14 protein-coding genes, 4 tRNA genes and 4 rRNA genes are annotated in these 24,795 nt (G+C 43.6%); 11 read left to right on the top strand and 11 right to left on the bottom strand.

The window, feature by feature from the left end:
• The first annotated feature begins 80 nt into the window (after window positions 1–80).
• Entirely contained in the window at window positions 81–905 is an 825-nt protein-coding gene (locus tag Q7674_RS19650; RefSeq protein WP_045063601.1) for a hypothetical protein, read from the top strand.
• Here the strand turns inward: Q7674_RS19650 and Q7674_RS19645 are convergent.
• On the bottom strand, window positions 866–1,948 hold the full coding sequence (locus tag Q7674_RS19645) for a DNA cytosine methyltransferase (RefSeq protein ID WP_201798096.1): 1,083 nt from the start codon (window positions 1,946–1,948) through the stop codon (window positions 866–868). The two genes, Q7674_RS19650 and Q7674_RS19645, sit on opposite strands and share 40 nt — an antisense overlap.
• A gap of 1,147 nt (window positions 1,949–3,095) precedes the next feature.
• Between Q7674_RS19645 and Q7674_RS19640 the strand changes: the two genes are divergently transcribed.
• The 10 genes from Q7674_RS19640 to Q7674_RS19595 all read left to right on the top strand — a co-directional run bounded on the left by Q7674_RS19640 (window position 3,096) and on the right by Q7674_RS19595 (window position 11,152).
• On the top strand, window positions 3,096–4,064 hold the full coding sequence (locus Q7674_RS19640) for an acyltransferase family protein (RefSeq protein WP_045063602.1): 969 nt from the start codon (window positions 3,096–3,098) through the stop codon (window positions 4,062–4,064).
• Between the two features lie 22 nt (window positions 4,065–4,086).
• Entirely contained in the window at window positions 4,087–5,190 is a 1,104-nt protein-coding gene (locus Q7674_RS19635) for an acyltransferase family protein (RefSeq protein ID WP_045063604.1), read from the top strand.
• A 370-nt stretch (window positions 5,191–5,560) separates the two neighbouring features.
• A 16S ribosomal RNA gene (locus Q7674_RS19630) occupies window positions 5,561–7,112 on the top strand.
• 99 nt (window positions 7,113–7,211) lie between these two features.
• Window positions 7,212–7,287: transfer RNA gene (locus Q7674_RS19625), tRNA-Glu, on the top strand.
• Between the two features lie 21 nt (window positions 7,288–7,308).
• Window positions 7,309–7,384, top strand: a tRNA-Lys gene (locus Q7674_RS19620).
• Window positions 7,385–7,413: 29 nt separating this feature from the next.
• Window positions 7,414–7,489: transfer RNA gene (locus Q7674_RS19615), tRNA-Val, on the top strand.
• A gap of 310 nt (window positions 7,490–7,799) precedes the next feature.
• A 23S ribosomal RNA gene (locus tag Q7674_RS19610) occupies window positions 7,800–10,679 on the top strand.
• A gap of 85 nt (window positions 10,680–10,764) precedes the next feature.
• Window positions 10,765–10,880 (top strand): 5S ribosomal RNA (gene rrf / locus Q7674_RS19605).
• A 47-nt stretch (window positions 10,881–10,927) separates the two neighbouring features.
• Window positions 10,928–11,043, top strand: a 5S ribosomal RNA gene (gene rrf, locus Q7674_RS19600).
• Together the 16S, 23S and 5S rRNA genes with 4 tRNA genes alongside form the textbook arrangement of a ribosomal RNA operon.
• A gap of 32 nt (window positions 11,044–11,075) precedes the next feature.
• Window positions 11,076–11,152, top strand: a tRNA-Asp gene (locus tag Q7674_RS19595).
• A 372-nt stretch (window positions 11,153–11,524) separates the two neighbouring features.
• On the opposite strand, the gene Q7674_RS19590 is transcribed toward Q7674_RS19595, so the two are convergent.
• The 10 genes from Q7674_RS19590 to Q7674_RS19545 form a co-directional block, all read right to left on the bottom strand.
• On the bottom strand, window positions 11,525–11,911 hold the full coding sequence (locus tag Q7674_RS19590) for a hypothetical protein (RefSeq protein WP_008988502.1): 387 nt from the start codon (window positions 11,909–11,911) through the stop codon (window positions 11,525–11,527).
• Between the two features lie 234 nt (window positions 11,912–12,145).
• The gene (locus Q7674_RS19585) at window positions 12,146–13,558 is read right to left on the bottom strand and encodes a phosphoglucomutase/phosphomannomutase family protein (protein ID WP_305423170.1); all 1,413 of its coding nucleotides are present in this window, start codon (window positions 13,556–13,558) and stop codon (window positions 12,146–12,148) included.
• A 59-nt stretch (window positions 13,559–13,617) separates the two neighbouring features.
• The gene (locus Q7674_RS19580; RefSeq protein WP_045065908.1) at window positions 13,618–16,023 is read right to left on the bottom strand and encodes a glycoside hydrolase family 94 protein; all 2,406 of its coding nucleotides are present in this window, start codon (window positions 16,021–16,023) and stop codon (window positions 13,618–13,620) included.
• 41 nt (window positions 16,024–16,064) lie between these two features.
• Window positions 16,065–17,993: a beta-N-acetylhexosaminidase gene (locus tag Q7674_RS19575; RefSeq protein WP_045065910.1), complete on the bottom strand. Its 1,929-nt coding sequence runs from the start codon at window positions 17,991–17,993 to the stop codon at window positions 16,065–16,067.
• 9 nt (window positions 17,994–18,002) lie between these two features.
• Complete coding sequence (locus Q7674_RS19570) at window positions 18,003–18,887, bottom strand: glucosamine kinase nucleotide-binding domain-containing protein (RefSeq protein WP_045065911.1); 885 nt, start codon at window positions 18,885–18,887, stop codon at window positions 18,003–18,005.
• Window positions 18,880–20,616: a glycoside hydrolase family 9 protein gene (locus tag Q7674_RS19565; RefSeq protein ID WP_305423167.1), complete on the bottom strand. Its 1,737-nt coding sequence runs from the start codon at window positions 20,614–20,616 to the stop codon at window positions 18,880–18,882. Before Q7674_RS19565 ends, Q7674_RS19570 begins: the two co-directional genes overlap by 8 nt.
• Before the next feature lie 110 nt (window positions 20,617–20,726).
• Window positions 20,727–21,722 (bottom strand): ABC transporter ATP-binding protein, encoded by a 996-nt coding sequence (locus tag Q7674_RS19560; RefSeq protein ID WP_008988496.1) that lies wholly within the window; start codon window positions 21,720–21,722, stop codon window positions 20,727–20,729.
• Window positions 21,723–21,750: 28 nt separating this feature from the next.
• On the bottom strand, window positions 21,751–22,722 hold the full coding sequence (locus Q7674_RS19555) for an ABC transporter ATP-binding protein (RefSeq protein ID WP_008988495.1): 972 nt from the start codon (window positions 22,720–22,722) through the stop codon (window positions 21,751–21,753).
• The gene (locus Q7674_RS19550; protein ID WP_008988494.1) at window positions 22,722–23,756 is read right to left on the bottom strand and encodes an ABC transporter permease; all 1,035 of its coding nucleotides are present in this window, start codon (window positions 23,754–23,756) and stop codon (window positions 22,722–22,724) included. Before Q7674_RS19550 ends, Q7674_RS19555 begins: the two co-directional genes overlap by 1 nt.
• 2 nt (window positions 23,757–23,758) lie before the next feature.
• The gene (locus Q7674_RS19545) at window positions 23,759–24,745 is read right to left on the bottom strand and encodes an ABC transporter permease (RefSeq protein WP_008988493.1); all 987 of its coding nucleotides are present in this window, start codon (window positions 24,743–24,745) and stop codon (window positions 23,759–23,761) included.
• Window positions 24,746–24,795 lie beyond the last annotated feature (50 nt).

The raw sequence follows: 24,795 nt of genomic DNA, 5'->3' as shown, positions 1-24,795 counted from the left end.
ATATGAATAGCTTATTGATACTGTTAAATATTTTATATAAGGGGTATTGTATAAACCCATACAATAGATAGGGTATAGATATGCCAATAGCATTTGTAAATCGAGCACCATCAGATCAAGATATTGAAAAATTTAGGTTATTCATGAGTGTTTATACTGATGGTTTTGGGTATGAAAAAAATAAAGATGGCACAACTCGACCAGGGTGGCGTGATTTTGAAAGAATTGTAGCTGAAGCTTTAAACGGTGACGCCCCTGAGGGTAAAGCTATTTTTGATGTTATTGTAGAAGACGAAGTTCAGCAGAAGTATGGTATATCTGTGAAATCAAAAGGTTTTACGAACAATAAATTTGCCGAATTATTATCTGATGGCCGAGTTTATATGGAGTTATGTAATTCACCTGCTAAGCTATGGGAGCCATTGAAAGAGCAGGGAATTAATGAACAAAATTTTACAGCTCAGGAGTTTGCAACTGAAATTGGTGAGTCGATTCTTGATACAGTACATAGTTGGTATGAACATTCACAAATAGAAAATATAGTATTAGATAGTTCAAGACATTTAACAGTTTCCTATACAAATCAGGCTAATAGTAATAATACAAATATACGTTATCAGTTACATTCTTTTGCTTTGGATTTTCCTGAAGGAATAATCTGGCGTTATAAAAGTACGAAGTGCTTGAGCGGATATGATCCAGATTATCCTGAAGAAGTTTTATTTGATTGGTATGGTTTATCTGGTGGTCAATTGAAGTATTACCCAAGAGCAGAAAAAGCACTTTATTCAAGTCCTCAATTTGCTCTTGAGTTAGCGCCTATTATGTCTATTTCAGATCGGGTTCGTCAGTATTGGCCTGATACTCAGCATACTTCTGACGAAGATTCTTCACAAAGAGAATAGTGATTTAAGGTTTGCTGTAATTCTTGGTTATTTAGCAGTTCTTCATAGGGGATGAGTCCTTTACCGCTTAATAAATGCTCGAATATGACTTCAGCCAATAATGGTGGAACTGCATTACCTATTTGTTTAAATTTTGATTCAACTTTCCCTACTGGTTCGAAATCGTTTGGGAAAGTCTGGATTCTAGCGCACTCACGCCATGATAATCGTCTTGGTGTTTCTAATATTGGTCGAGAAGGGTCTTTTTGTAAATGTTCATACTCATCAGAAAAGTCCCAACGTTGCTTGTAACCATCTTCTAAATTAGACCATGTTAGAGTCATTTTAGCGCTTGCTGGATGAATTGTAATATGACGCCAGTTAGCTACAACAGTAAAAGCGGGTTCATCCCAATTTTTTTTACGATTTCTTGACATATAATACCAAGATAAGTGTCCTTCAGGATCGTGTGGTCTTTCGTAAAACTCACCTGTCGGCCACAATGGCAAATCTTTAATTACTTCGCCATGAGATGTATATGGTAGAAGATCTGGATTTTTTTTAGTTGGTTTCCCATGTGTTTCTTTTGGGAATATGAATGCTTGATTAAGGTCTTTTCTAACACCAACGATTAGTAGACGTTTTCGTACTTGAGGTACTCCATAATCCCTAGCATTAAGTAATTTTACTGTAACGACATAACCTTGGCGATTAAATTCTTCAAATTGTTCTTTAAAGAATGCTCCTCCTTTTAAGCCACTTAACCCAGAAACATTTTCCGCAACGAAATACTTAGGTTTAACTTGTTCTAGGCAACGAACATAGTGTAAATATAATTTAGTCCTAGGATCTTTTTCTGGGTCTCGTTTTCCTCCTAGTGAAAAAGATTGGCAAGGGTAGCCACCTATTAACAAATCGGCTTTCGGGAATGTTTTTACGTCTGCAATATCTCCTTCAAAAACTTCTGTTTCAGGAAAATATTTACGCAATGATTCACATGCATCATGATCAAAGTCATTGGAGAATATGACTTCAGCGCCAGCTCTAGTTGCACCTAAATCCATTCCCCCACACCCAGAGAAAAGCGATATTGTTTTCATATAATCTGCCACCTTAAATTTTTCCAGAACGGAAATTTACAGTAGTTCAGGCTATTTTGCTAAAAAAATCATTATTAATATTTAAATTTGTTATCGGTTAATTTATAAATTTTCAGTTGATGTTTTACTTGTACTGAAATGATGTTATCCAAGTCTCTTTTTATTTAAAGGTAATCAATTATATAAAGACGATGGATAATTCTTGTAAAGGAGCTTCAATAAATTCAAAATCCGTGAAGGATCATAACTGCACAGAGTTAGCCATTATGTGATTTTCTGGCTGCAAGGGTGGCTGAGAATGGGTTTCTGGCTGACATGGTTGATCTTGTGATTATGAGTGCCTACTACCAGTAAGGTATACACGTTTTTCGAGCGAAGCGTTAAGGGATTCAAAATCCGTGAAGGATCATAACTGCACAGAGTTAGCCATTATGTGATTTTCTGGCTGCAAGAGTGGCTGAGAATGGGTTTCTGGCTGACATGGTTGATCTTGTGATTATGAGTGCCTACTACCAGTAAGGTATACACGTTTTTCGAGCGAAGCGTTAAGGGATTCAAAATCCGTGAAGGATCATAACTGCACAGAGTTAGCCATTATGTGATTTTCTGGCTGCAAGGGTGGCTGAGAATTGTTTACTGGCTGATATGGATTATGTTGTGATTATGAGTGCCTATTACTAGTAAGGTATACACGTTTTTCGAGCGCAGCGTTAAGGGATTCAAAATCCGTTTCCTTCGGGAGTGACGGTTCAAGTCCGTCCTCGGGCACCAAATTTCAAACAAAGCCTCAATCGAAAGATTGGGGCTTTGTTGTATCTGGACATCTTATATTTCTCTCTTCATAAACAATCGAAAGCGATACTGTTCATTTTCTCTTCTTTAAATAGCCTTTAAAGCGAATCTTCTATTAGTTGTGTTCTAGCATCATTTCTTGTTTTATTTACTAAAAATAACAGAGAGATAATACTTAAAAGGGATAAAGAGGTTTATCTTATCTCACGTTTATTTATCATAATTTATGTGAAGATATTGTCTGAAAATAGGCACTTTCCCCGACAACAAAAAAACTGTGCAATAATTAGATCTTGTTCATTTTTTGAGTTCTTCTCTCGTGGTTAAAAATAATTTTGATATCTTACGAATTCTTCTCGCTGTACTTGTTTTCTATTTTCATATGGGAATAGAAACTCAAAATGAATACCTTATGTATGTGCCTGGTGGTGTAGCGGTACATTGCTTTTTTGTTATTAGTGGTTATTTGATAGTAAAAAGCTACTTAAAAAGAAAGCCTTTATCGACTTATGTAAAGTCGCGTTTCTTACGTATTTACCCACTGTATTTTATTGTTATCACAACAGCGTTTATTTTTGGCTATCTTCATTATTCAGATAGCTTTACTAGTTATTTAAATAATGGCGCAGCTAAGTACTTAGCTTCCAACTACTTATTGGCTAATTTCTTGCAGCCAACCTTGCCGGGATTGTTTGAACATAACTTCCAACCCTTTGTTAATGCAGCATTATGGACCATAAAAATTGAAGTAATGTTCTATGTTTGTGTGCCTATTATCTATGGCGTGCTTAATAAAAAATTAGACAACAAAAAACTGACAATTTTATTAGGTGTACTTTCAGTTTGTTGCTTTTACTTGGTTCAATATTTAATTAAATATCATGATTTACCAGCCAGTATTAACCGACAGTTACCGTCAATGTTAGTGTTCTTCATGTTGGGTGCTTATTGGAATTTTGCTGAGCCTAAATTCTTAAAACCTTGGCACTTATTATTATTGATCCCAACTGTTTTATTCTTACAAAGCTGGTTTGTGATTTATGCCTTTGCTGTGAGTTTTATGGTGTATGTAATAGTGTTCAAACTTAAGCCTATTACAGTGAGTAAGCGCATTGGTGATATTTCCTACGGTATCTATATTTGGCACTTCCCGATCTTACAAACGTTAATCATGTATGGATTTTTTGAAAACATCTATAAAGGTGCAGCCATTGCAACTGTGCTTGTTTTCTTATTTGCCATGGTTAGTTGGCACTGCATTGAATCTAAATTAGTCGTTAGACATTAATTGATTGAAGTTGAGTTGTTATATGACAAGACGATTTGAAGTACTTGATGCCTTTCGCGGACTTTGTGCATTATCTGTAGTGTTATTTCACTTCCGTGTCGTCGGAAGTGTTACTGAGTTGCCTTTTTTTAGAGGCAGTGAATTATTTGTAGAATTTTTCTTTGCATTAAGTGGTTTTGTATTAGCGCATAGCTATGGTTTTAGAGAAAATTTGCGCTTTAAACCTTATATAGCATCACGTTTTTTCCGACTCTACCCATTGTACTTTTGTATGCTAATGGTGTTCATCGGCTTGGAGCTTGTTAAATACCTTGCTTATAAAGTAGCTGGTTTTAGTTTCAATGCGTTGCCATTTACAGGGCATGGCTCTCCCACACAAATCTTGCCAAACTTATTGATGTTACAGTCATGGACATCATTGACAGATCCGCTGTCATTTAACTATCCGTCATGGAGTATCAGTATCGAGTTTTACTTGTATGTTTTACTCTTTTTGACGCTGTTTTTATTTGGCCGATTTAAAGTATGGAGTTGGCTGAGTATTGCTGTTGTGATCCTGATATTAATGGAGCAGAAATCTGATCTATTACAGCCGTATGTCTTTAATGGTTTATCGTGCTTCTTTGGTGGCGCATTTACCTATGTAGTCTTTGCCAAGATAAAGCATCTATCGATCCCTTTTATTGTTGGCTCTATCATTGAAGTCCTGCTTTTAAGTGCAGTGGCTTATTTGGTTTCAAATGAGATAGCAGACAGATACATATATGCGACATTATTATTTTATGTGGTTGTGTTGTTCTTTGCATTTGAATCAGGTGTAATTTCGAAGTTATTAAATAAAGGTCTATTTCAGGCTTTAGGTAAATGGTCATACTCTATTTACCTCACTCATGCTGCAATCCTCTTTATGATCACTTCCATGGCGATGGTTGGACAAAAAGTATTAGGTAAAGAGATAGCACCGACTATCAATGATGCTCGCTTTATTGATTTAGGTTCAGCTCTTTATAACAACTTATTAGTGTTGTTGGTTTTATGTATCGTTATAGCTGTCTCAATGACAACCTATAAATACATAGAGCTAAAAGGGCAGGCTCTTGGTAAGCGTATTATTAATAGTAAATAGTCATCAAAGTACCGAACTTTGTGACTTGTTGCTTTAATTTTGTTCGATAGAGAGCAGTTTGTGGGAGTATTGAGCACTTAAGTGGTTATTGTGATTTTTATCGAAAAAAACACTTGTCAATGTGAACAAACTCCCTATAATGCGACCTCACTGACATGGAGCGAGCCGCTGGCTAGCAACGAAATCAGTATTGTTCTTTAACAATTTGACCATGCAATCTGTGTGGGCACTCGTTGAATGATTAGTCAAAAAGATTTATCAATGATACTAGTGACCAATTTGATACTTCGGTATCAGCACAGTCAATTCATTCATCATTTATGATGAATTAACAGTATTCATTGAGTCGGTCGAAAGACCAACAAAACTTTAATTGAAGAGTTTGATCATGGCTCAGATTGAACGCTGGCGGCAGGCCTAACACATGCAAGTCGAGCGGCAGCGACTTAACTGAACCTTCGGGGAACGTTAAGGGCGGCGAGCGGCGGACGGGTGAGTAATGCCTGGGAATATGCCCTGATGTGGGGGATAACTATTGGAAACGATAGCTAATACCGCATAATCTCTTCGGAGCAAAGAGGGGGACCTTCGGGCCTCTCGCGTCAGGATTAGCCCAGGTGGGATTAGCTTGTTGGTGAGGTAATGGCTCACCAAGGCAACGATCCCTAGCTGGTCTGAGAGGATGATCAGCCACACTGGAACTGAGACACGGTCCAGACTCCTACGGGAGGCAGCAGTGGGGAATATTGCACAATGGGGGAAACCCTGATGCAGCCATGCCGCGTGTATGAAGAAGGCCTTCGGGTTGTAAAGTACTTTCAGTAGGGAGGAAGGCAGTGTCGTTAATAGCGGCATTGTTTGACGTTACCTACAGAAGAAGCACCTGCTAACTCCGTGCCAGCAGCCGCGGTAATACGGAGGGTGCGAGCGTTAATCGGAATTACTGGGCGTAAAGCGCATGCAGGCGGTCTGTTAAGCAAGATGTGAAAGCCCGGGGCTCAACCTCGGAACAGCATTTTGAACTGGCAGACTAGAGTCTTGTAGAGGGGGGTAGAATTTCAGGTGTAGCGGTGAAATGCGTAGAGATCTGAAGGAATACCGGTGGCGAAGGCGGCCCCCTGGACAAAGACTGACGCTCAGATGCGAAAGCGTGGGGAGCAAACAGGATTAGATACCCTGGTAGTCCACGCCGTAAACGATGTCTACTTGGAGGTTGTGGCCTTGAGCCGTGGCTTTCGGAGCTAACGCGTTAAGTAGACCGCCTGGGGAGTACGGTCGCAAGATTAAAACTCAAATGAATTGACGGGGGCCCGCACAAGCGGTGGAGCATGTGGTTTAATTCGATGCAACGCGAAGAACCTTACCTACTCTTGACATCCAGAGAACTTAGCAGAGATGCTTTGGTGCCTTCGGGAACTCTGAGACAGGTGCTGCATGGCTGTCGTCAGCTCGTGTTGTGAAATGTTGGGTTAAGTCCCGCAACGAGCGCAACCCTTATCCTTGTTTGCCAGCACTTCGGGTGGGAACTCCAGGGAGACTGCCGGTGATAAACCGGAGGAAGGTGGGGACGACGTCAAGTCATCATGGCCCTTACGAGTAGGGCTACACACGTGCTACAATGGCGTATACAGAGGGCTGCCAACTCGCGAGAGTGAGCGAATCCCAGAAAGTACGTCGTAGTCCGGATTGGAGTCTGCAACTCGACTCCATGAAGTCGGAATCGCTAGTAATCGTGAATCAGAATGTCACGGTGAATACGTTCCCGGGCCTTGTACACACCGCCCGTCACACCATGGGAGTGGGCTGCACCAGAAGTAGATAGCTTAACCTTCGGGAGGGCGTTTACCACGGTGTGGTTCATGACTGGGGTGAAGTCGTAACAAGGTAGCCCTAGGGGAACCTGGGGCTGGATCACCTCCTTACCTAAAGACTTACTGTTGAATGCAGTGTCCACACAGATTGCTTGGTTAAAATGTAAGAGAGCCACTTAATGTTGCCCAACAACATTAAGTATGAACATTGTCCCGTTCGTCTAGAGGCCTAGGACACCGCCCTTTCACGGCGGTAACAGGGGTTCGACTCCCCTACGGGACGCCACTTCTCTTTGAAGTGAAAATTGGGTCGTTAGCTCAGTTGGTAGAGCAGTTGACTTTTAATCAATTGGTCGCAGGTTCGAATCCTGCACGACCCACCATCTTCTCCTCGAAGATGTAAAACATCGGAGGGCGATTAGCTCAGTTGGGAGAGCACCTCCCTTACAAGGAGGGGGTCACTGGTTCGAGCCCGGTATCGCCCACCACTCTCTAAAAGTTTTCTGCACGGATTTCGCAGATTTAATGAAGAATTTCTTTGTTAAGTCCGCATTCTTGTCGCCGAAAATCGTTAGAAAGTGGTTCGAAAGAAACACAATGCTCTTTAACAATCTGGAAAGCTGACTAGTAAATTCAATCGAATAGATTGATTTACAGTTTTCATCGAAAGATGAAAACGAGTTCTCAAAACAATACACATTCAAGTGTCTTGTATCGAGTCCGGCGAAAAACCAACGTCTCCTTATCAGAGACTTAAACCTTGGTTGTTTGAACATACGAAACCTCTTGGGGTTGTATGGTTAAGTGACTAAGCGTACACGGTGGATGCCTTGGCAGTCAGAGGCGATGAAGGACGTATTAACTTGCGATAAGCCCAGAGAAGGTAGTAAAAACCTGTGACTCTGGGATTTCCGAATGGGGAAACCCACTTACATAAGTAAGTATCATAGTGTGAATACATAGCACTATGAAGCGAACCGGGGAACTGAAACATCTAAGTACCCCGAGGAAGAGAAATCAACCGAGATTCCGGTAGTAGCGGCGAGCGAAACCGGATTAGCCCTAAGCTAGTTTTGCGTTAGGTGAAAGTTCTGGAAAGTTCTGCGATACAGGGTGATAGCCCCGTAACCGACAACGTATTATCAGTGAAAACGAGTAGGACGGGACACGTGTTATCTTGTCTGAATATGGGGGGACCATCCTCCAAGGCTAAATACTCCTGACTGACCGATAGTGAACCAGTACCGTGAGGGAAAGGCGAAAAGAACCCCTGTGAGGGGAGTGAAATAGAACCTGAAACCGTGTACGTACAAGCAGTAGGAGCCCACTTGTTGGGTGACTGCGTACCTTTGTATAATGGGTCAGCGACTTAATTTTAGTAGCAAGGTTAACCGTTTAGGGGAGCCGTAGGGAAACCGAGTCTTAACTGGGCGTCATAGTTGCTAGGATTAGACCCGAAACCGAGTGATCTAGCCATGGGCAGGTTGAAGGTGAGGTAACACTTACTGGAGGACCGAACCGACTAATGTTGAAAAATTAGCGGATGACTTGTGGCTAGGGGTGAAAGGCCAATCAAACTCGGAGATAGCTGGTTCTCCCCGAAAGCTATTTAGGTAGCGCCTCGGACGAATACTACTGGGGGTAGAGCACTGTTAAGGCTAGGGGGTCATCCCGACTTACCAACCCTTTGCAAACTCCGAATACCAGTAAGTACTATCCGGGAGACACACGGCGGGTGCTAACGTCCGTCGTGAAGAGGAAACAACCCAGACCGCCAGCTAAGGTCCCAAAGTTATAGCTAAGTGGGAAACGATGTGGGAAGGCTCAGACAGCCAGGATGTTGGCTTAGAAGCAGCCATCATTTAAAGAAAGCGTAATAGCTCACTGGTCGAGTCGGCCTGCGCGGAAGATTTAACGGGGCTAAGCTATACACCGAAGCTGCGGCAATGAAGTTTTACTTCATTGGGTAGAGCGTTCTGTAAGCCGTTGAAGGTGTGCTGTAAGGCATGCTGGAGGTATCAGAAGTGCGAATGCTGACATGAGTAACGATAAAGGGAGTGAAAAACTCCCTCGCCGGAAGATCAAGGGTTCCTGTCCAACGTTAATCGGGGCAGGGTAAGTCGACCCTAAGGCGAGGCCGAAAGGCGTAGTCGATGGGAAACGGGTTAATATTCCCGTACTTCTTATAATTGCGATGGAGGGACGGAGAAGGCTAGGTGAGCCTGGCGACGGTTGTCCAGGTTCAAGTAGGCTGATGGTTTAGGAAAATCCGGACCATCTTAAGGCTGAGATACGATGTCGAGTCACTACGGTGACGAAGTCATTGATGCCATGCTTCCGGGAAAAGCTTCTAAGCTTCAGATTATAAGAAATCGTACCCCAAACCGACACAGGTGATCAGGTAGAGAATACCAAGGCGCTTGAGAGAACTCGGGTGAAGGAACTAGGCAAAATGGTACCGTAACTTCGGGAGAAGGTACGCTCCTAGCGGTGATGAGACTTGCTCTCTAAGCTGCCGGGAGTCGCAGATACCAGGTGGCTGCAACTGTTTATTAAAAACACAGCACTGTGCAAAATCGAAAGATGACGTATACGGTGTGACGCCTGCCCGGTGCCGGAAGGTTAATTGATGGGGTTAGACTTCGGTCGAAGCTCTTGATCGAAGCCCCGGTAAACGGCGGCCGTAACTATAACGGTCCTAAGGTAGCGAAATTCCTTGTCGGGTAAGTTCCGACCTGCACGAATGGCGTAATGATGAGTACGCTGTCTCCACCCGAGACTCAGTGAAATTGAAATCGCAGTGAAGATGCTGCGTCCCCGCGGCTAGACGGAAAGACCCCGTGAACCTTTACTATAGCTTGGCACTGAACATTGACCCTACATGTGTAGGATAGGTGGGAGACTGTGAAATAATCGCGCCAGCGGTTATGGAGTCGTCCTTGAAATACCACCCTTGTATGCTTGATGTTCTAACGTCGGTCCCTTATCGGGATTACGGACAGTGCCTGGTGGGTAGTTTGACTGGGGCGGTCTCCTCCCAAAGAGTAACGGAGGAGCACGAAGGTGGGCTAATCACGGTCGGACATCGTGAGGTTAGTGCAATGGCATAAGCCCGCTTGACTGCGAGAATGACAATTCGAGCAGGTGCGAAAGCAGGTCATAGTGATCCGGTGGTTCTGAATGGAAGGGCCATCGCTCAACGGATAAAAGGTACTCCGGGGATAACAGGCTGATACCGCCCAAGAGTTCATATCGACGGCGGTGTTTGGCACCTCGATGTCGGCTCATCACATCCTGGGGCTGAAGTCGGTCCCAAGGGTATGGCTGTTCGCCATTTAAAGTGGTACGCGAGCTGGGTTTAGAACGTCGTGAGACAGTTCGGTCCCTATCTGCCGTGGGCGTTGGATGATTGAGAGGGGCTGCTCCTAGTACGAGAGGACCGGAGTGGACGAACCGCTGGTGTTCGGGTTGTGTCGCCAGACGCATTGCCCGGTAGCTAAGTTTGGAATCGATAACCGCTGAAAGCATCTAAGCGGGAAGCGAGCCTCAAGATGAGTCATCCCTAGACCTTTAAGGTCTCTAAAGGGTTGTTGAAGACTACAACGTTGATAGGTCGGGTGTGTAAGTGCTGTGAGGCATTGAGCTAACCGATACTAATTGCCCGTGAGGCTTAACCATACAACACCCAAGGGGTTTTATACGGACTCCAAGAACACTTGAACGTGTGTTTGAGAATCAGCTTTTCAAGATTGTAACGAATTTGCTTGGCGACCATAGCGTTATGGACCCACCTGATCCCATGCCGAACTCAGTAGTGAAACGTAATAGCGCCGATGGTAGTGTGGGGCCTCCCCATGTGAGAGTAGGACATCGCCAGGCTTTAAATTTTAGTTTTTGTTGTTATAACGAGAACTGTAAAGAATTTGCTTAGCAACCATAGCGCAGCAGAACCACCTGAACCCATGCCGAACTCAGAAGTGAAATGTTGTAGCGCCGATGGTAGTGTGGGGCCTCCCCATGTGAGAGTAGGACATTGCTAAGCTCAAATTGCATTATGCTGAATAGACACGCTGCGGAGCGGTAGTTCAGTTGGTTAGAATACCGGCCTGTCACGCCGGGGGTCGCGGGTTCGAGTCCCGTCCGCTCCGCCACTTTTTAAAGAAACCTCAGCAGAAATGCTGAGGTTTTTTGCTATGTGCGATCCGAAAAAGTGCTTCGCATCTTGGGTCGCGGCACTAACCGTGCGCGTTGAGCCCCCACCGTTCTGCCATTTATTAAGAAGCCTCGCTAGAAATAGCGAGGCTTTTTTCATTTCTAGTCAGTAATAATGCTATTCATATTAAAAAGCCTCACTGGAAACAGTGAGGCTTTGTTGTCATGTCTTAATTCATTGGATATCAAAAATAGTGAAGATGATGTGAGAACCTCCTTTCCTATCTTATTTGGCTTTTATCTCTCAAAAAGCGGTGAGCGTTGGTAATGATAAATGGGTTACCTCCTTGCTCTGATCTGATATTTATTGGCTAAATTTGCTCATATAAACCTGTGTGAAGGATCTCCTTTTGTTGTTGTTCACTTTTATCTCGTTGGTATGCGCGGTAACGCGATACGGAATAAGTGATGAGAGCTGAGAAGAATGCGTAAGCAACTAAAAAGGTAATAGGTGAATGAATCAAGCTACTTGAAAATACCCAAATAACACCACTAACGGTAATGGCTAATTTAGTGATGACAGCAAGTACCAAATATGTCATCACATACTGAGGTTGGCGTATTGCTTGGTATGCAATGAGATAGCTGGCACCAACTGCAATAATGGCAAGGCTAAAACCGATAGTAAAAGAGTGGAAATGCTCGGTGAATAATATTGCTAACATCAAAACAATAACGCTGAATATAAGCTTTTTCATGCCGATCCCTCTTCTTTACGATAATTGGAATACCTATTAATAGTGGACTCAAAATAGCGTTTTGTATGTGATAGCAAGCGAGAATTTGAAGGGGAATTAATTAGTATTTTATAAATGTGCAGAAGATCTAACTTTACTTGGGATTAGTAGACGGAAAAAAGAAAAAGGGCAACCTAATGGTTACCCTCTAGCAAAGATCGGAACTACTGATCTGCTAAAACAACAGCTATGTTTTTAAACAGAAAGGAATGCTTTTAATTGAGCAAGTACTGCTTCTGCTTGTGGTTGATCTTCCATTTCAACAAAGATACGGAGTAATGGCTCTGTACCTGAGAAACGTGCAATCGCCCAACCTCCATTCTTAAAGTAAACTTTAGCGCCATCGGCATAGCTTACTTTTTCGATTTCATAATCAAAATCAGGCAATGCTTTTTCTACATAGATCTTGTTGTACAGACGGTCACGATCAGCTGGCTTAAAGGTACAATCACCTTCAGCTGTGTAGGCATAGCCAAAGCGTCCGTAGATCTCATCAAGTAATTCAGACAATTTCTTACCGGTAGAGCTGATCATTTCAACTAATAGGCTTGATGCGAATACACCATCTTTCCCTTTGATATGACCACGGATCGTTAGACCACCAGAGCTTTCACCACCGATCAAAGAGTCATCGGCTTCCATTTGTGAGCTGATGTGTTTAAAGCCAACAGGCACTTCAAACGATTTTTCACCATATGCTTCTGCTACTTTATCAAGTAGGTGCGTGGTGGCGATATTGCGAACGACTGAGCCTGTCCAGCCTTTGTATTCGAGTAGGTAGTAGTAAAGTAGGAGTAACACTTCGTTCGGGTGAATGAAGTTACCTTTCTCGTCGATAATACCTAAACGATCAGCATCACCATCAGTACCAATACCGATGTCATAACCTTCATTGGCAACAAGGTGTTTCAAACGGTATAGCGTTGCAGCACTTGGTGATGGCATTAAACCACCAAAGCCTGGGTTTTCACTGTCGTTGATCACGTCAACGTCACAACGGCCAGTAATTAGGACGGTTTGTAGCGCGTTTTTCGCCACACCAAACATTGGGTCGATAAGGACACGTAAGTTGGCTTTTTTGATCGCTTCCATATCGATAAAGTTAATGATCGAATCAACGAACTCGTTCATTGGGTTGATCACTTCAATTAACTTATCGTTTTCTGCTTGTTCAAAATCGACACGTTTTACATCAGCATCGGTTAACACTGCAATTTGTTGTTCGATCTTTTGAGTGATCACTTCATCGGCATCACGACCGCCTTCAATGAAGACTTTGATACCGTTGTAATCGGCTGGGTTGTGAGATGCAGTGATACATGCAGAGTAGGTTGCCCCAGTTTCTTTGGCTTTAAACATTACCACTGGTGTTGGGACAAACTTGTTGATAAAGCTACATTTAATGTTGTTTCCCGCTAATACTTCAGCAAACCATGTTGCGGCTTTGTCGGATAGAAAACGACGGTCGTAACCAATAATAAAGCCATTTTCAGTGACTGACTCTTTGATCATGATGTTGGCAATGGCTTGAGCAACTAAACGAACATTAGCTTGAGTAAACTCTTCACCAATGAAGGCACGCCATCCATCGGTTCCAAATTGGATCATGGAGGAACTCCTATTTCTCTCTCAAATTAAAGAGGGGGTGAAGCCACCCCCTAATATTATTAACCCATTACCACTGTAACAGTGTTTACTGAACCTTCAGCTTGTGGTGCGATTGCACCTTCAACTGCTTCACCGTTTAGCGTAATAGATTTAACGCCTTTACTTACACCATTTGGGTTTTCAACTTTGATGTTGTAAGTTGCACCACGCCATTCACGTGTCACTTCAAAACCAGGCCAGTTAGTTGGGATACAAGGGTTAACAGTAAGGCCAGCAAAACCAGTTTGTACACCTAGGATGAAGTTAGTTACGGCAAAATATGCCCAACCAGACGTACCTGTTAACCATGGGTGGTTTGCACGACCGTGATCTTGGTGATCACGACCCATGATGAACTGAACGTATGAGTATGGTTCTGCAATACGTTTTTCGATGATGTCATTTTGGTTGAATGGGTTAAGTGCATCGTAGAACTTCATTGCACGATCACCACGGCCTAGTTTTGCTTCTGCTACCCACGCCCAAGGGTTTGGGTGTGAGAAAATTGCGCCGTTTTCTTTCACGCCTTGGTATACGCGAGTCACAAAACCGATGTCATCATTAGGTGTTGCGAATGATGGTGCATTTAGGTGCAGACCGTACTCAGAGAATAGGTTCTCATCAACCGCATCCATTGCTTTCTCACCACGATCTTGCGATGCCATGCCAGATAGTACCGCTAGGGTGTTTGATTCTAGGTGAATACGACCTTCAGTTTGTTGCGCTGTACCAATCTTATCGCCATCTTTGGTTAGACCACGGATGTACCAGCCACCTTCGTCATCCCATAGGTGCGTTTCACATGCTTCGCGAACGTTCGCTGCCATTTCTGTGTACTTAGTAACATCAGCGTCGTTGCCTTTGTACTTAGCAAGCTCTAGGAATTCTTGTAGTGCCCAGAAGTGTAGGAATGAAACCATGGCTGATTCACCGCCACCTAGGTTTAGACAGTCATTCCAGTCAGCACGTAGACCTTTACAAATACCCGTTTGACCTACGTATTCAGCAGAGAAATCAAGTGCTGCTTTCATGTGCTCATAGACAGTGGCATCGCCGCCATCAGCGTATGGGATCACTTCATCAAGGAAGCTCTCTTCACCTGTCTCTGTTACGTACTTACAGATAGTTGGCACGATCCATAGGTGGTCATCAGAACAGGTATCTTCGATGCCGTGGATTTTATCTGCATCACTTGGCGTTGGTACTACTGTTGGTGATTTAGATGGTGCAACATCTGCCATTTCTGGATCAAACCAATCTGGATCAAATAGGTGTAGACCGTAACCTGCTTTAACTTGACCACGTAGTAAGTCAACTAGACGCTTACGAGTCATTTCTGGGTTTGAGTGAGGAACCGAGATAGCATCCTGCGCTGTATCACGGTAACCAAGACCAGTACGACCACCAACTTCAATGAATGATGCAAAGCGAGACCAAACCACACAGGTTTCTGCTTGGTATAGTGTCCATGCGTTGATCATGGTATCTAGACCTTCGTTTGGTGACGTTACTTTGAACTTGTTACAACGGCTGTTCCAGTGCTCTTTGATTTCAGCAAAGGCAGCATCCACTGCAGCAACATCTTGGTATTTCTTACGTAAGCGTTGGCCTTCGTTTTTACCTACACCCAATACGAAGCTGAAACGCACTTCTTGGCCTGGTTGGATAGTGAATTGCTTGTGTAGTGAGCCACAGTGGTTGTAACAGGTTTGAACGTGGTTAGAACAACGACCCTTCTCAACGGCAATTGGGTTAGCTTCATCACGGTATGCACCGATGAATGTGTCACGTTGACCATCGTAGCTATCAGGATCAAAGCTTGATGCTAGGTAGTAGTAACCTTCTTTTTCATTCGTGTTGTAGTACAGATCGTATTCAATCACACCATCTTCATAAGAAGTACCTGCTGAGTACAGACTCATCTGGTGGTTTTGGTTATCAGACTGAATGTGGCTGAATGAGAACTCAACAAATGAGAAAGCACTGATATTACGAACTTCATCGCTAGTATTTTTGATCACAACATCCCAAAGCTCTGCATCTTCGCCTTTTGGTACGAATAGAGTTTTAGTTGCTTCAATGCCGTTGTAATCACATTTGAATTTAGAGTAAGACAAACCGTGACGTACTTCGTACGTTGCTTCGTCTAGGCTTTTTGCTACTGGTTGCCATGAGATTGACCAGTAATCGCCTGTTGCATCATCACGTAGGTAAACGTAGTGCCCTGGACGATCAAATGTCGCGTTAGGACGGAATTTCGTTACGCGATTGTACTCTGGAGATTTGTAGAATGAGTAACCACCTGCGTTTTGTGAAATTACTGTACAGAATTTCTCTGTACCCAAGTAATTTGTCCATGGTGCTGGGACATCAGGACGAGTGATAACATATTCTCTGTTGTCGTTGTCAAAATAACCGTATTTCATTGCTTTCTAATCCTTAAAAAATTTCACTCTACTGTGCGTGGTTATTCACAGTGGCGGTAATTAATGCCCGCCTTGTCCAGGTAGCTAAGTTGACCTTTTAAACGAGCTTTGAAGTCATCCCAGTTACGATGTTTTGGTTCGCTCCAGCAAATCTCCGAGACCGCTAGTAAGCGTGGGTAAATCATATATTCAAATCGACTTTGGTTATTTACTAATTCTGACCAAAGTGCGGTTTGAATGCCTAAAATGTGCTTCCGCTCAGAATTTTGTTCTGAGAGATCGCTAAGTGGGTAATAATTGTAAACTTTATCGAGTGGTAACTTTCCTGCCCAATCAACACCTGCTTCATCTGCCGAGTAACCTTGAGCAAGATCGAGGTAAGTAGCTTGTGCTGGCTGCATCACAATGTCGTAGCCTTTTTGGATACATTCCAATCCGGCCTGTTCACTTTGCCATGAGAAGATGATGGTATTTTTACTAACCTTCTCACCGTGGGTTGCTTCTTCCCAACCCATCATGCGTTTACCTTTGCTTTCAATGAGCTCTTCAGTAAAGCGCAATAGGTGACCTTGAAGCTCTTTGGGATCTTGGTAGCCATGTTCTGCCATCAGTTTTTGACAGGCTGGACTATCTGTCCACACGCCTACTGGTACTTCATCGGCACCAATATGAATGTAAGGTGCTGGGAACAACTCACAGACTTCATTTAATACATTACTAATAAAGCTGTAAGTGCCTTTTAAGGCTGGTGACAAGATGTTATCGCTGTAGTTTTGAATACTGCGATAGACAGATTTATCTTCAGGATCAATTAACAGATCAGGTAGTGATAAAATCGCAGATCGGCAATGTCCTGGGATATCAATTTCCGGAATGATCATGATCCCGCGATCCGCAGCGTACGCGATCACGTCGCGGATCTCTTGCTTGGAGTAAAAGCCGCCATAACGCTGAGAAATTGTAGTGAACTGCGGCAAAATTGTTTCATTTGGGCCACGCCACGCACCAATTCGAGTGAGCTCTGGGTAGGCATCAATTTCAATTCGCCAGCCTTCATCATCGGTGAGATGCCAATGGAAAGTATTAAATTTAAAGCGAGCTAGCTGATCAAGAAGATGCTTAATACGTTCTACTGGGTGGAAGTGACGACCACAATCGAGCATCATGCCGCGATAGCCATAATGAGGTTGATCATCTATATCAACCATTGGAATTGAGTATGTACTATCGGCTTTATGTGACGGCAGACTCGGTATCAATTGCAGCAGGCTAGAGGTGGCATAAACAAAGCCTGACGCTGAATTGGCTTGGATCCAAATATTGTCGTTTTCAACTAATAGACGATAACCTTCATCCGCAATATCTTTGTTTAAGGCGAAATGGATATTACCTTTTGGGCTGACTGCGACTGACTCATTGAGGCACTTTTTCAATTCAGCTTGAAGCCAATTAACAGCACCTTGAGCAAGTGTTGGTGGTGTCGTAATTGCAGTATGTCGGTTGATATGGAAATAGCCTTGCAACCTTGCCATTTTGTTTGGCTTTGGGATTAACGCGATTTCTGCTGCTTGCTCTGGTAGTGGTGTGTTATAGCGCTCAACTGCTGGCTGATCGAGATCAATACGACTAATATCGACGCTGATAGGCTGGATGAATTCATCCGCTGATGCAATTGAGATGAAAGCATCTAAGATCCCATCATCATAAAGCGTAAATGGGGCGGTACCGACAGTAAATTCGGTATAAAAAAGCCCGTTTTCCGCTAAATTATCGGTTTGTGTAATGGTGCAATAACTACCAGTTTGACTCACCACACCATTAGATAAGCTATCTGGTTTTACATAGCGATTAAATAAAAAATGTAGTGACCAATCTTTAAGTGGCTTATCCGTTAAATTATGTAAGCTTAAGGCAAAACGAGACTCGTGTTCGTTTTTATTTATAACTGTTAAATCAAGGCGGTAACTCATTATTCCCCCTTACAGTTGATATAAATTGTGATTGCTACGAGCCATAGCAATCGCACCATCCATTGCATCACCTTGCGGAGTTGCAATGCGTTGTTGCAGAGGTGGAATAAGCCAAGCATGAATGCGCTCTGCAATACTGCCCATTAAGCAGATTTTATCGGCACCACGTTGGATCAGGGCATTCATCCACATTTCAATGTCAGCAGCGGTTTGCAATAGCATTTCTACCGCCAGTTTGTCGCCTTGTGCTGCGTGAGCAAAAATACTTGGTGAAAACTGCCCATAATCACAAGGGCGAGCTGTTTTAGACCATGACACGATACTGTCGACATCATGGTTAAAATATTCGAGTACAGAGCGAGCCAATGGTGTTTGTTCCACAATGCCATCGACACTTAATAGCACTTGCTGGATCAGGCGTAGTCCCATCACAGCGCCACCACCTTGATCAGAAATTGGGAACTCACGACCACCAACCACATGTTGTTGACCATCTTTTAATAAGATCCCGCAAGAGCCAGTACCAGCAATTAAGATAGCGCCATCTTTACCGCCCCAAGCCCCTAAACACGCACCGTAAGCATCGGTATTTAAGGTGATTGCACCATAAGGATGTGGTTGCTTCATAAAGGCATACCAAGCGTCTTGTTGCTCTGCACCTGCAAGGGCAAGCCCAACTGACATGTGGCGAAAGTGACTGCTGTTAAGTCCTGCTTGCTCAGCAGCCGTGGCAATTGCATCATTGATCGATGCCATAGCAACGCTACTGCCTAATAAAATATTGGCACTGCCAGTTTTTGCTTCACTTAAGGTGTTGCCATTGATATCGCAAATACGGGCACGACAAGATGTACCACCGCCATCAACGCCGACTAAGAAACGAATATTAGCCATGGTGACGCTCCTTAAATTGCATAGTAATTGCAAGTAAGTACCAGCCACCGTGTGGGATCCATTGTTCACCCCAACGCCAGTTCTGCAGCATATCGTCCTTTTGGCCCTCAGGGTTGAATGCGATGTCTTCTTCGTTATCAAAGCCAGAAGTAATGCCATTACAAACTCCGCCTTTAGCATTACTGAAGCCTAGGTGAGGTAAGTAATCTGGGTTATTGTGACCATGACCGTCCAACATACACATGTCGTAAGGGTTTAAGCCGACGATCCAGTTAAGAGCGTGTTGACCATAGTGCATAAGTTCTTGTTGAAGCTGTGGATCTTGAACGTAATCTTGCGCCATAAAAGCCATGGCTGCTAATGAAGCCAGCCGAGCATTTTCACCTTGCCACCAGTAGCCTGATTCATTGTTATGAGCGACAAAGAAAGCCGTTTTCTTTTCGCCATCTACCGCTTTTGTGTACTGGCGTGGGTAGTTAAACGGGTTAGTTACTTCTTTAGTAATTCTTAACTCAAAGCTAAGTGCATTACACAGTACTTGTTCAATTGGCTTTTTGAAATTGGAATCAGTTTCCGCACTTAAATACTGCATTAAGGCAATAGCAGGTAAGCCTGCTTCGGCAGCATGGAAATAAGGGCGCTCACCATTGTCAGTTGCTGACCAGAAATGGGTAATCATGTCATCTGATATTTGGCGTTTTGCTAAACGTGCAGCCCACTCACGCATTTCTGTTAAGTAGCGCTCTTGATTGGTGCTACGGAATAGTTCAACAGCGGCAAGTAGGGCGCAGTATTCATCAATGATATTTTCGACACCGTCATTTAAGTAGCTGGTATTGTGCTGTTTTAAATGCCAGTAACCCATTTCAGCTGCTTGTAAGTAGCACTCAGTATCGAGCTCTGAAAATGCACCTAGGCGCTTACTCGATTCGAGTTGGGCAATACGGGAGATGCTTGCAAGCGCGGCAATCGTGACGCCACCACCTTGGCGGAAACCGGCTTGGTAATCGTCAGACTTGATGCCTTCTTGCGTTGAATAGGCACAAATCTCACGTTGTTGTGGTGATTTGCTCCACTTGTCGAATACCGTCATGTAGAAATAGCCCTGCTGATCTTGCATTCGCAGTAAGAAATCGGCACCGAACGTGGCTTCTTCAAGCAGGCGTACGCGAGTGAAATCCGCCACATCTGCTTGTTGATCTAATTCGTCGTAGGCTTTTAGCATGTTCCACACAATCATGGGTGTTTGTTGTGGATTTAAATAATTACTAAAAGATAAGTGGCTTAAGTATTTGCTGACATCACCAGAGGCATCATACCAGCCGCCATGAACATCAACGGTCAGATCAGAGCCTAATAATACGGCTTGTTGATCGGCACGATCGTAGATACCGCCACAGCGTTGAGATTTGAAATAATGAAGCACATCACTGAATGTTTGTTGCATTAACACACCTTCAGCAATGGTGAAAACAGTGGATTCACTATTAGCGTAGCGAATACGGAACTCGCCAATTTGTTGGCAAGCAGAGAAATCAATTAGGTAAATATTGCTGGTATGCCATTGCGCTATGTTGCCATAGGCATGTAATGGCAGCTGCATAATTGTGGTGTTGGTCTGGTTACAGACTAGCTCGGCGGTGCCAGTTAAAGACTCAGAGTTAGTTTGTAATAAAGCGTGTTTTACGTTGAAACGCTCATAACCCAGATGGTTAGTTAACAGCTGCATGGAACCTCCTAGTGTCGCCAAATAAAGGTGGTTTCAACGAATTGAAACCACCATTTAACAGCTAAGGCGACCAATAACGCGGATAAGTCGTTTTTAGTAACGAGCTATTATTAGTTTTCGTATAAGTAACAACGTACAAAGTGGTTATCAGATAACTGCGTTACACCTGGTAATTGTTCACGACATTTATCTGTCGCATGAGTACAGCGACCTGCAAATGGACAACCTGCACTTTCTGGTGTCCATAGTGGGATTTCGCCCTTGTTACCTTTTAGCTTTTCATGGATCGATTTACTTGGATCCGGCACTGCTGATACCAGCAATTGGGTGTATGGGTGTTGTGGATCGTGAATGATCTCTTCCGTATCACCCCATTCAACCATGTGCCCTACGTACATTACCGCCAGATCTTCTGCGATATAACGTGCTGTTGCGATATCGTGGGTGATGTAAAGCAGTGCCATTTCACGTTCGAATTTCATCTCTTCCATTAGGTTAAGAACACCTGCACGGATAGAAACATCAAGCATTGAGGTTGGCTCATCAGCAAGCACAACTTCAGCACCGACAGCGATATTACGTGCCAAGTTAACACGTTGACGCTGACCGCCTGATAGCTGGTGGGGGAACTTCGCAGCTGTCGCTTTTGGCGGGATCAGGCCAACTTGCTCTAGTAGGTTGTATACCGTTTCTTCTAGCTCTTTCTTATTGCCTGGCTTCACTTTGTTGTGGATCAGCAATGGGCGAGCAATATGGTGGAAAATAGTATGAGTAGGGTTTAAAGATCCGAATGGGTCTTGCCATACCATTTGCACACCTTGGCGGTATTTCATTAAGTCATCATGTTTAGTGATTGACTGAATGTCACGACCAAAATATTCAATAGTGCCATCTGTTGGTGCATACATTTTTGCGATCATTTTCGCGGTAGTTGATTTACCAGAACCTGATTCACCAACTACAGATAGACCACGGCTTTTGTACATTTTGAAAGATACGTCGTTGATTGCACGCATCTTTGATTTCTTAAGCGAGTTACTATTGACGTCAAAATCTTTGATCAGATTTTTACCTTCAATAATTGGATTTCCGACAGGTTTGCTCATAATGCCTCCTAAATACTGCCTATTTTTATTAACCACGTTTAGTGAATAGGTGGCAGTTTGATAAACGTCCTGGTTCAATTTGTGTTAGCTGGGTTGGGGTTTTAAAACAAGCTTCTGTTGTTTTGCTACAACGCGCTTGGAAACGACAACCTTGAGGAATTTCAAGTAAGTTAAGTGGGTTACCTGGAATGCCTGTTAACTTCGTTTTTGGACCAGTCAGCGGAGGGAATGAGCTACCCAAGCCCTCAGTGTATGGGTGGAATGGTTTCTCTAAGATTTCTTTTGACGGTGCAACTTCAATCAACTCACCTGAATACATGATGCCGATACGGTCAGAGAACTCGACCATCAATGACAAGTCATGAGTGATGAAGAGGATTGAGAAACCAAACTCTTCTTTAAGTGCGTAAATCTTTTGTAGGATTTCACGTTGAACTACAACATCAAGCGCCGTTGTTGGTTCATCCATGATGATCATTTTAGGATTTAGCGCGAGTGCAATAGCGATAACCAAGCGTTGACGCATACCGCCAGAGAACTGGTGAGGGTAGTCGCGTAAACGGCTAGGGTGGATATCAACAATTTCTAATAGACCTTCAGCACGGCGAACAGCCTGCTGACGTGTCATGCTCGTGTGACGCATAATTACGTCACAGAACTGCTCTTCCATTGTTAATACTGGGTTTAGGGCGTTCATTGCACTCTGGAATACCATCGAGATTTCGCTCCAGCGGAATGCTGACATCGCAAGATCTGATTTTTTCAGAATGTCACCGTGACCATCAAAGATAACCTCACCACCGGTGATGAATGCTGGCGGCTTATGAAGGCGCATCAGTGAGAATGCAACAGTGGATTTACCACAGCCTGATTCACCTGCTAAACCAAAAATTTCACCTTTACCAATGTCGAAGCTAACATTGTTTACTGCGCGTACATCACCCGCATCGGTAATGTAGTCAACGCACAAGTTGCGAATTGAGATTTGTGGATTAGTCATTATTTTTCTCCCCCTTGTAGGGCTGGCTGAGGAGCTTCCACAGCGTCTTGTGCTTTTTCTGCTTTAGCATTTTCTTTTGCTAAGTTTTTCCAACGGCGCATGCCTTTGTGAGAACGTAATTGCGGGTTAGCGATTTCATCGACAGCAAAGTTAAGAAGAGCAAGACCAACAGCAATCAAGGTTAGTGCGATACATGGTGCTAATAGCTCCCACCAAGCGCCAACTAGCATTGAAGATGACGTTTGTACGTTGTACAGCATCACACCCCAGCTGATGGTATTTGGATCACCTAAGCCTAAGAATGACAGTGTTGCTTCGGTCATGATGGCAAGCATTACTGAACCGATGAAGCTTGCGCCTACGATTGAGATCAGGTTTGGCAGAATTTCAACGAAGATAATGCGCCAAGATGATTCACCTAATACTTCAGCCGCTTTTACGAACTCTTTTTCACGTAGCGATAGGGTTTGGGCACGAACAACACGTGCACCCCATGCCCAGGAGGTCATGGCTATTACCACCGCGATGGTCATTGGACCTGCTTGACCGATAAAGGCTGCGATAACGAATAGCAGTGGGAGCTGTGGCATTACCAGCATGATGTTCATCGCTGCTGTTAAGATTTCATCAACCTTACCGCCAAAGTAACCTGCTGAAATACCAATGATAGTTGCTAAGAAACACACCATTAGACCAGCACCGAAACCTACCGCTAGTGATGTACGAGCGCCATATACAAGTTGTGACCAGATATCACGACCCATACGAGAAGTACCTAATACGTGCTCTGCATCTTTAGACATCAGCAGGGTACGCTTATTGGTTGCTAAGTTTTCAGCCACCCAACCTTCAGGGTTTTCTTGTGCAGCTTTTACAACAAATGCTGGGTATTCGTGTGGTTTACCTGTTCTTTTATCTGGGTTGTGCTCAGTAATAAACGGCGCAAAGATAGCAGCAAGGATAAAGACACTGATGATACCTAGGCCAAACATTGCCTTAGGGTTACCTGATAATAATTTAAATAAGGCTTTCATAATTATTTGCCTCCTTTACGTAGGCGAGGGTCAAGCACAACGATCAGGATGTCGGCCATGAAGTTAAAGAACAGCATGAACATAGTCATAATAAGTAGCTGGCCTTGAAGAACTTGGTAGTCACGAGAGTGGATTGCGTTAAGCATCACCGTACCAAGACCTGGGTAGTTAAAGATGATTTCAACAATCAGCTGACCACCGATAGCCATACCTAGTGCCATAGAAAGTGCGGTTACACTTGGTAGCATTGCGTTACGTGCTGCGTAGTTGAATACAACACGGTTTTCGCTAAGGCCCTTACCTTTAGCCATGGTGATGTAATCTTCGTTTAGCAAGTTGATCATGTTGTTACGCATGTTGATCAAGAAGCCACCAATCTGAATTACCGTCGCACAGAATAGCGGTAGTGCAGCGTGGTACATCACGTCTTTGTAGAATGCCCAGCTCGTCCAATCAGGTACAACGCCAGGAGTAAATGCGTTACCAGTAGGGAACCACTGTAAGCCAATAGCAAAGGTAAACATTACTAGCATTGCGATTACAACAGGTGGAACCGCTTGTACAACTAGCATGCCCGGAGAGATGAATGCGTCATAAGTACTGCCGCGTTTCCATGCCGCGAAAATACCTAATACAGAACCAATACAGAAAGAAAGGATTACTGCAGAGCCAGCTAAGAATAGAGACCAACCTACAGCGCCACCTAGCAGTTCGTTAACTGATAGAGGATAAAATTTGATAGAAGTACCTAGGTTCCACGTAAATACGTTAGCTAGGTAAGAAAAGTATTGTTCATATAGTGGGCCATCAACAAAGCCTAATAGCTTTTTCATGGCTTCGATACGCTCAGGGGTTACCTGTGCGGTTGCGTTTGCGAACATCATGGTAACTGGGTCACCAGGCATCGCACGCGGAATAATAAAGTTTAGCGTTGCCGCGAAAATTAGCGCGATAAAATAAAACGATAAACGACGTAGAAAAAATCCCATAACTCACACCTTACACATCCAGCTTGCCTTCCTGAGCTGAATTCAGGACG

It is taken from the genome of Photobacterium leiognathi, assembly GCF_030685535.1.
GTDB classification, from domain to species: domain Bacteria; phylum Pseudomonadota; class Gammaproteobacteria; order Enterobacterales; family Vibrionaceae; genus Photobacterium; species Photobacterium leiognathi.
Note: the sequence above shows the minus strand (reverse complement) of the source record. Positions and strands in the feature narration are given on the sequence as shown.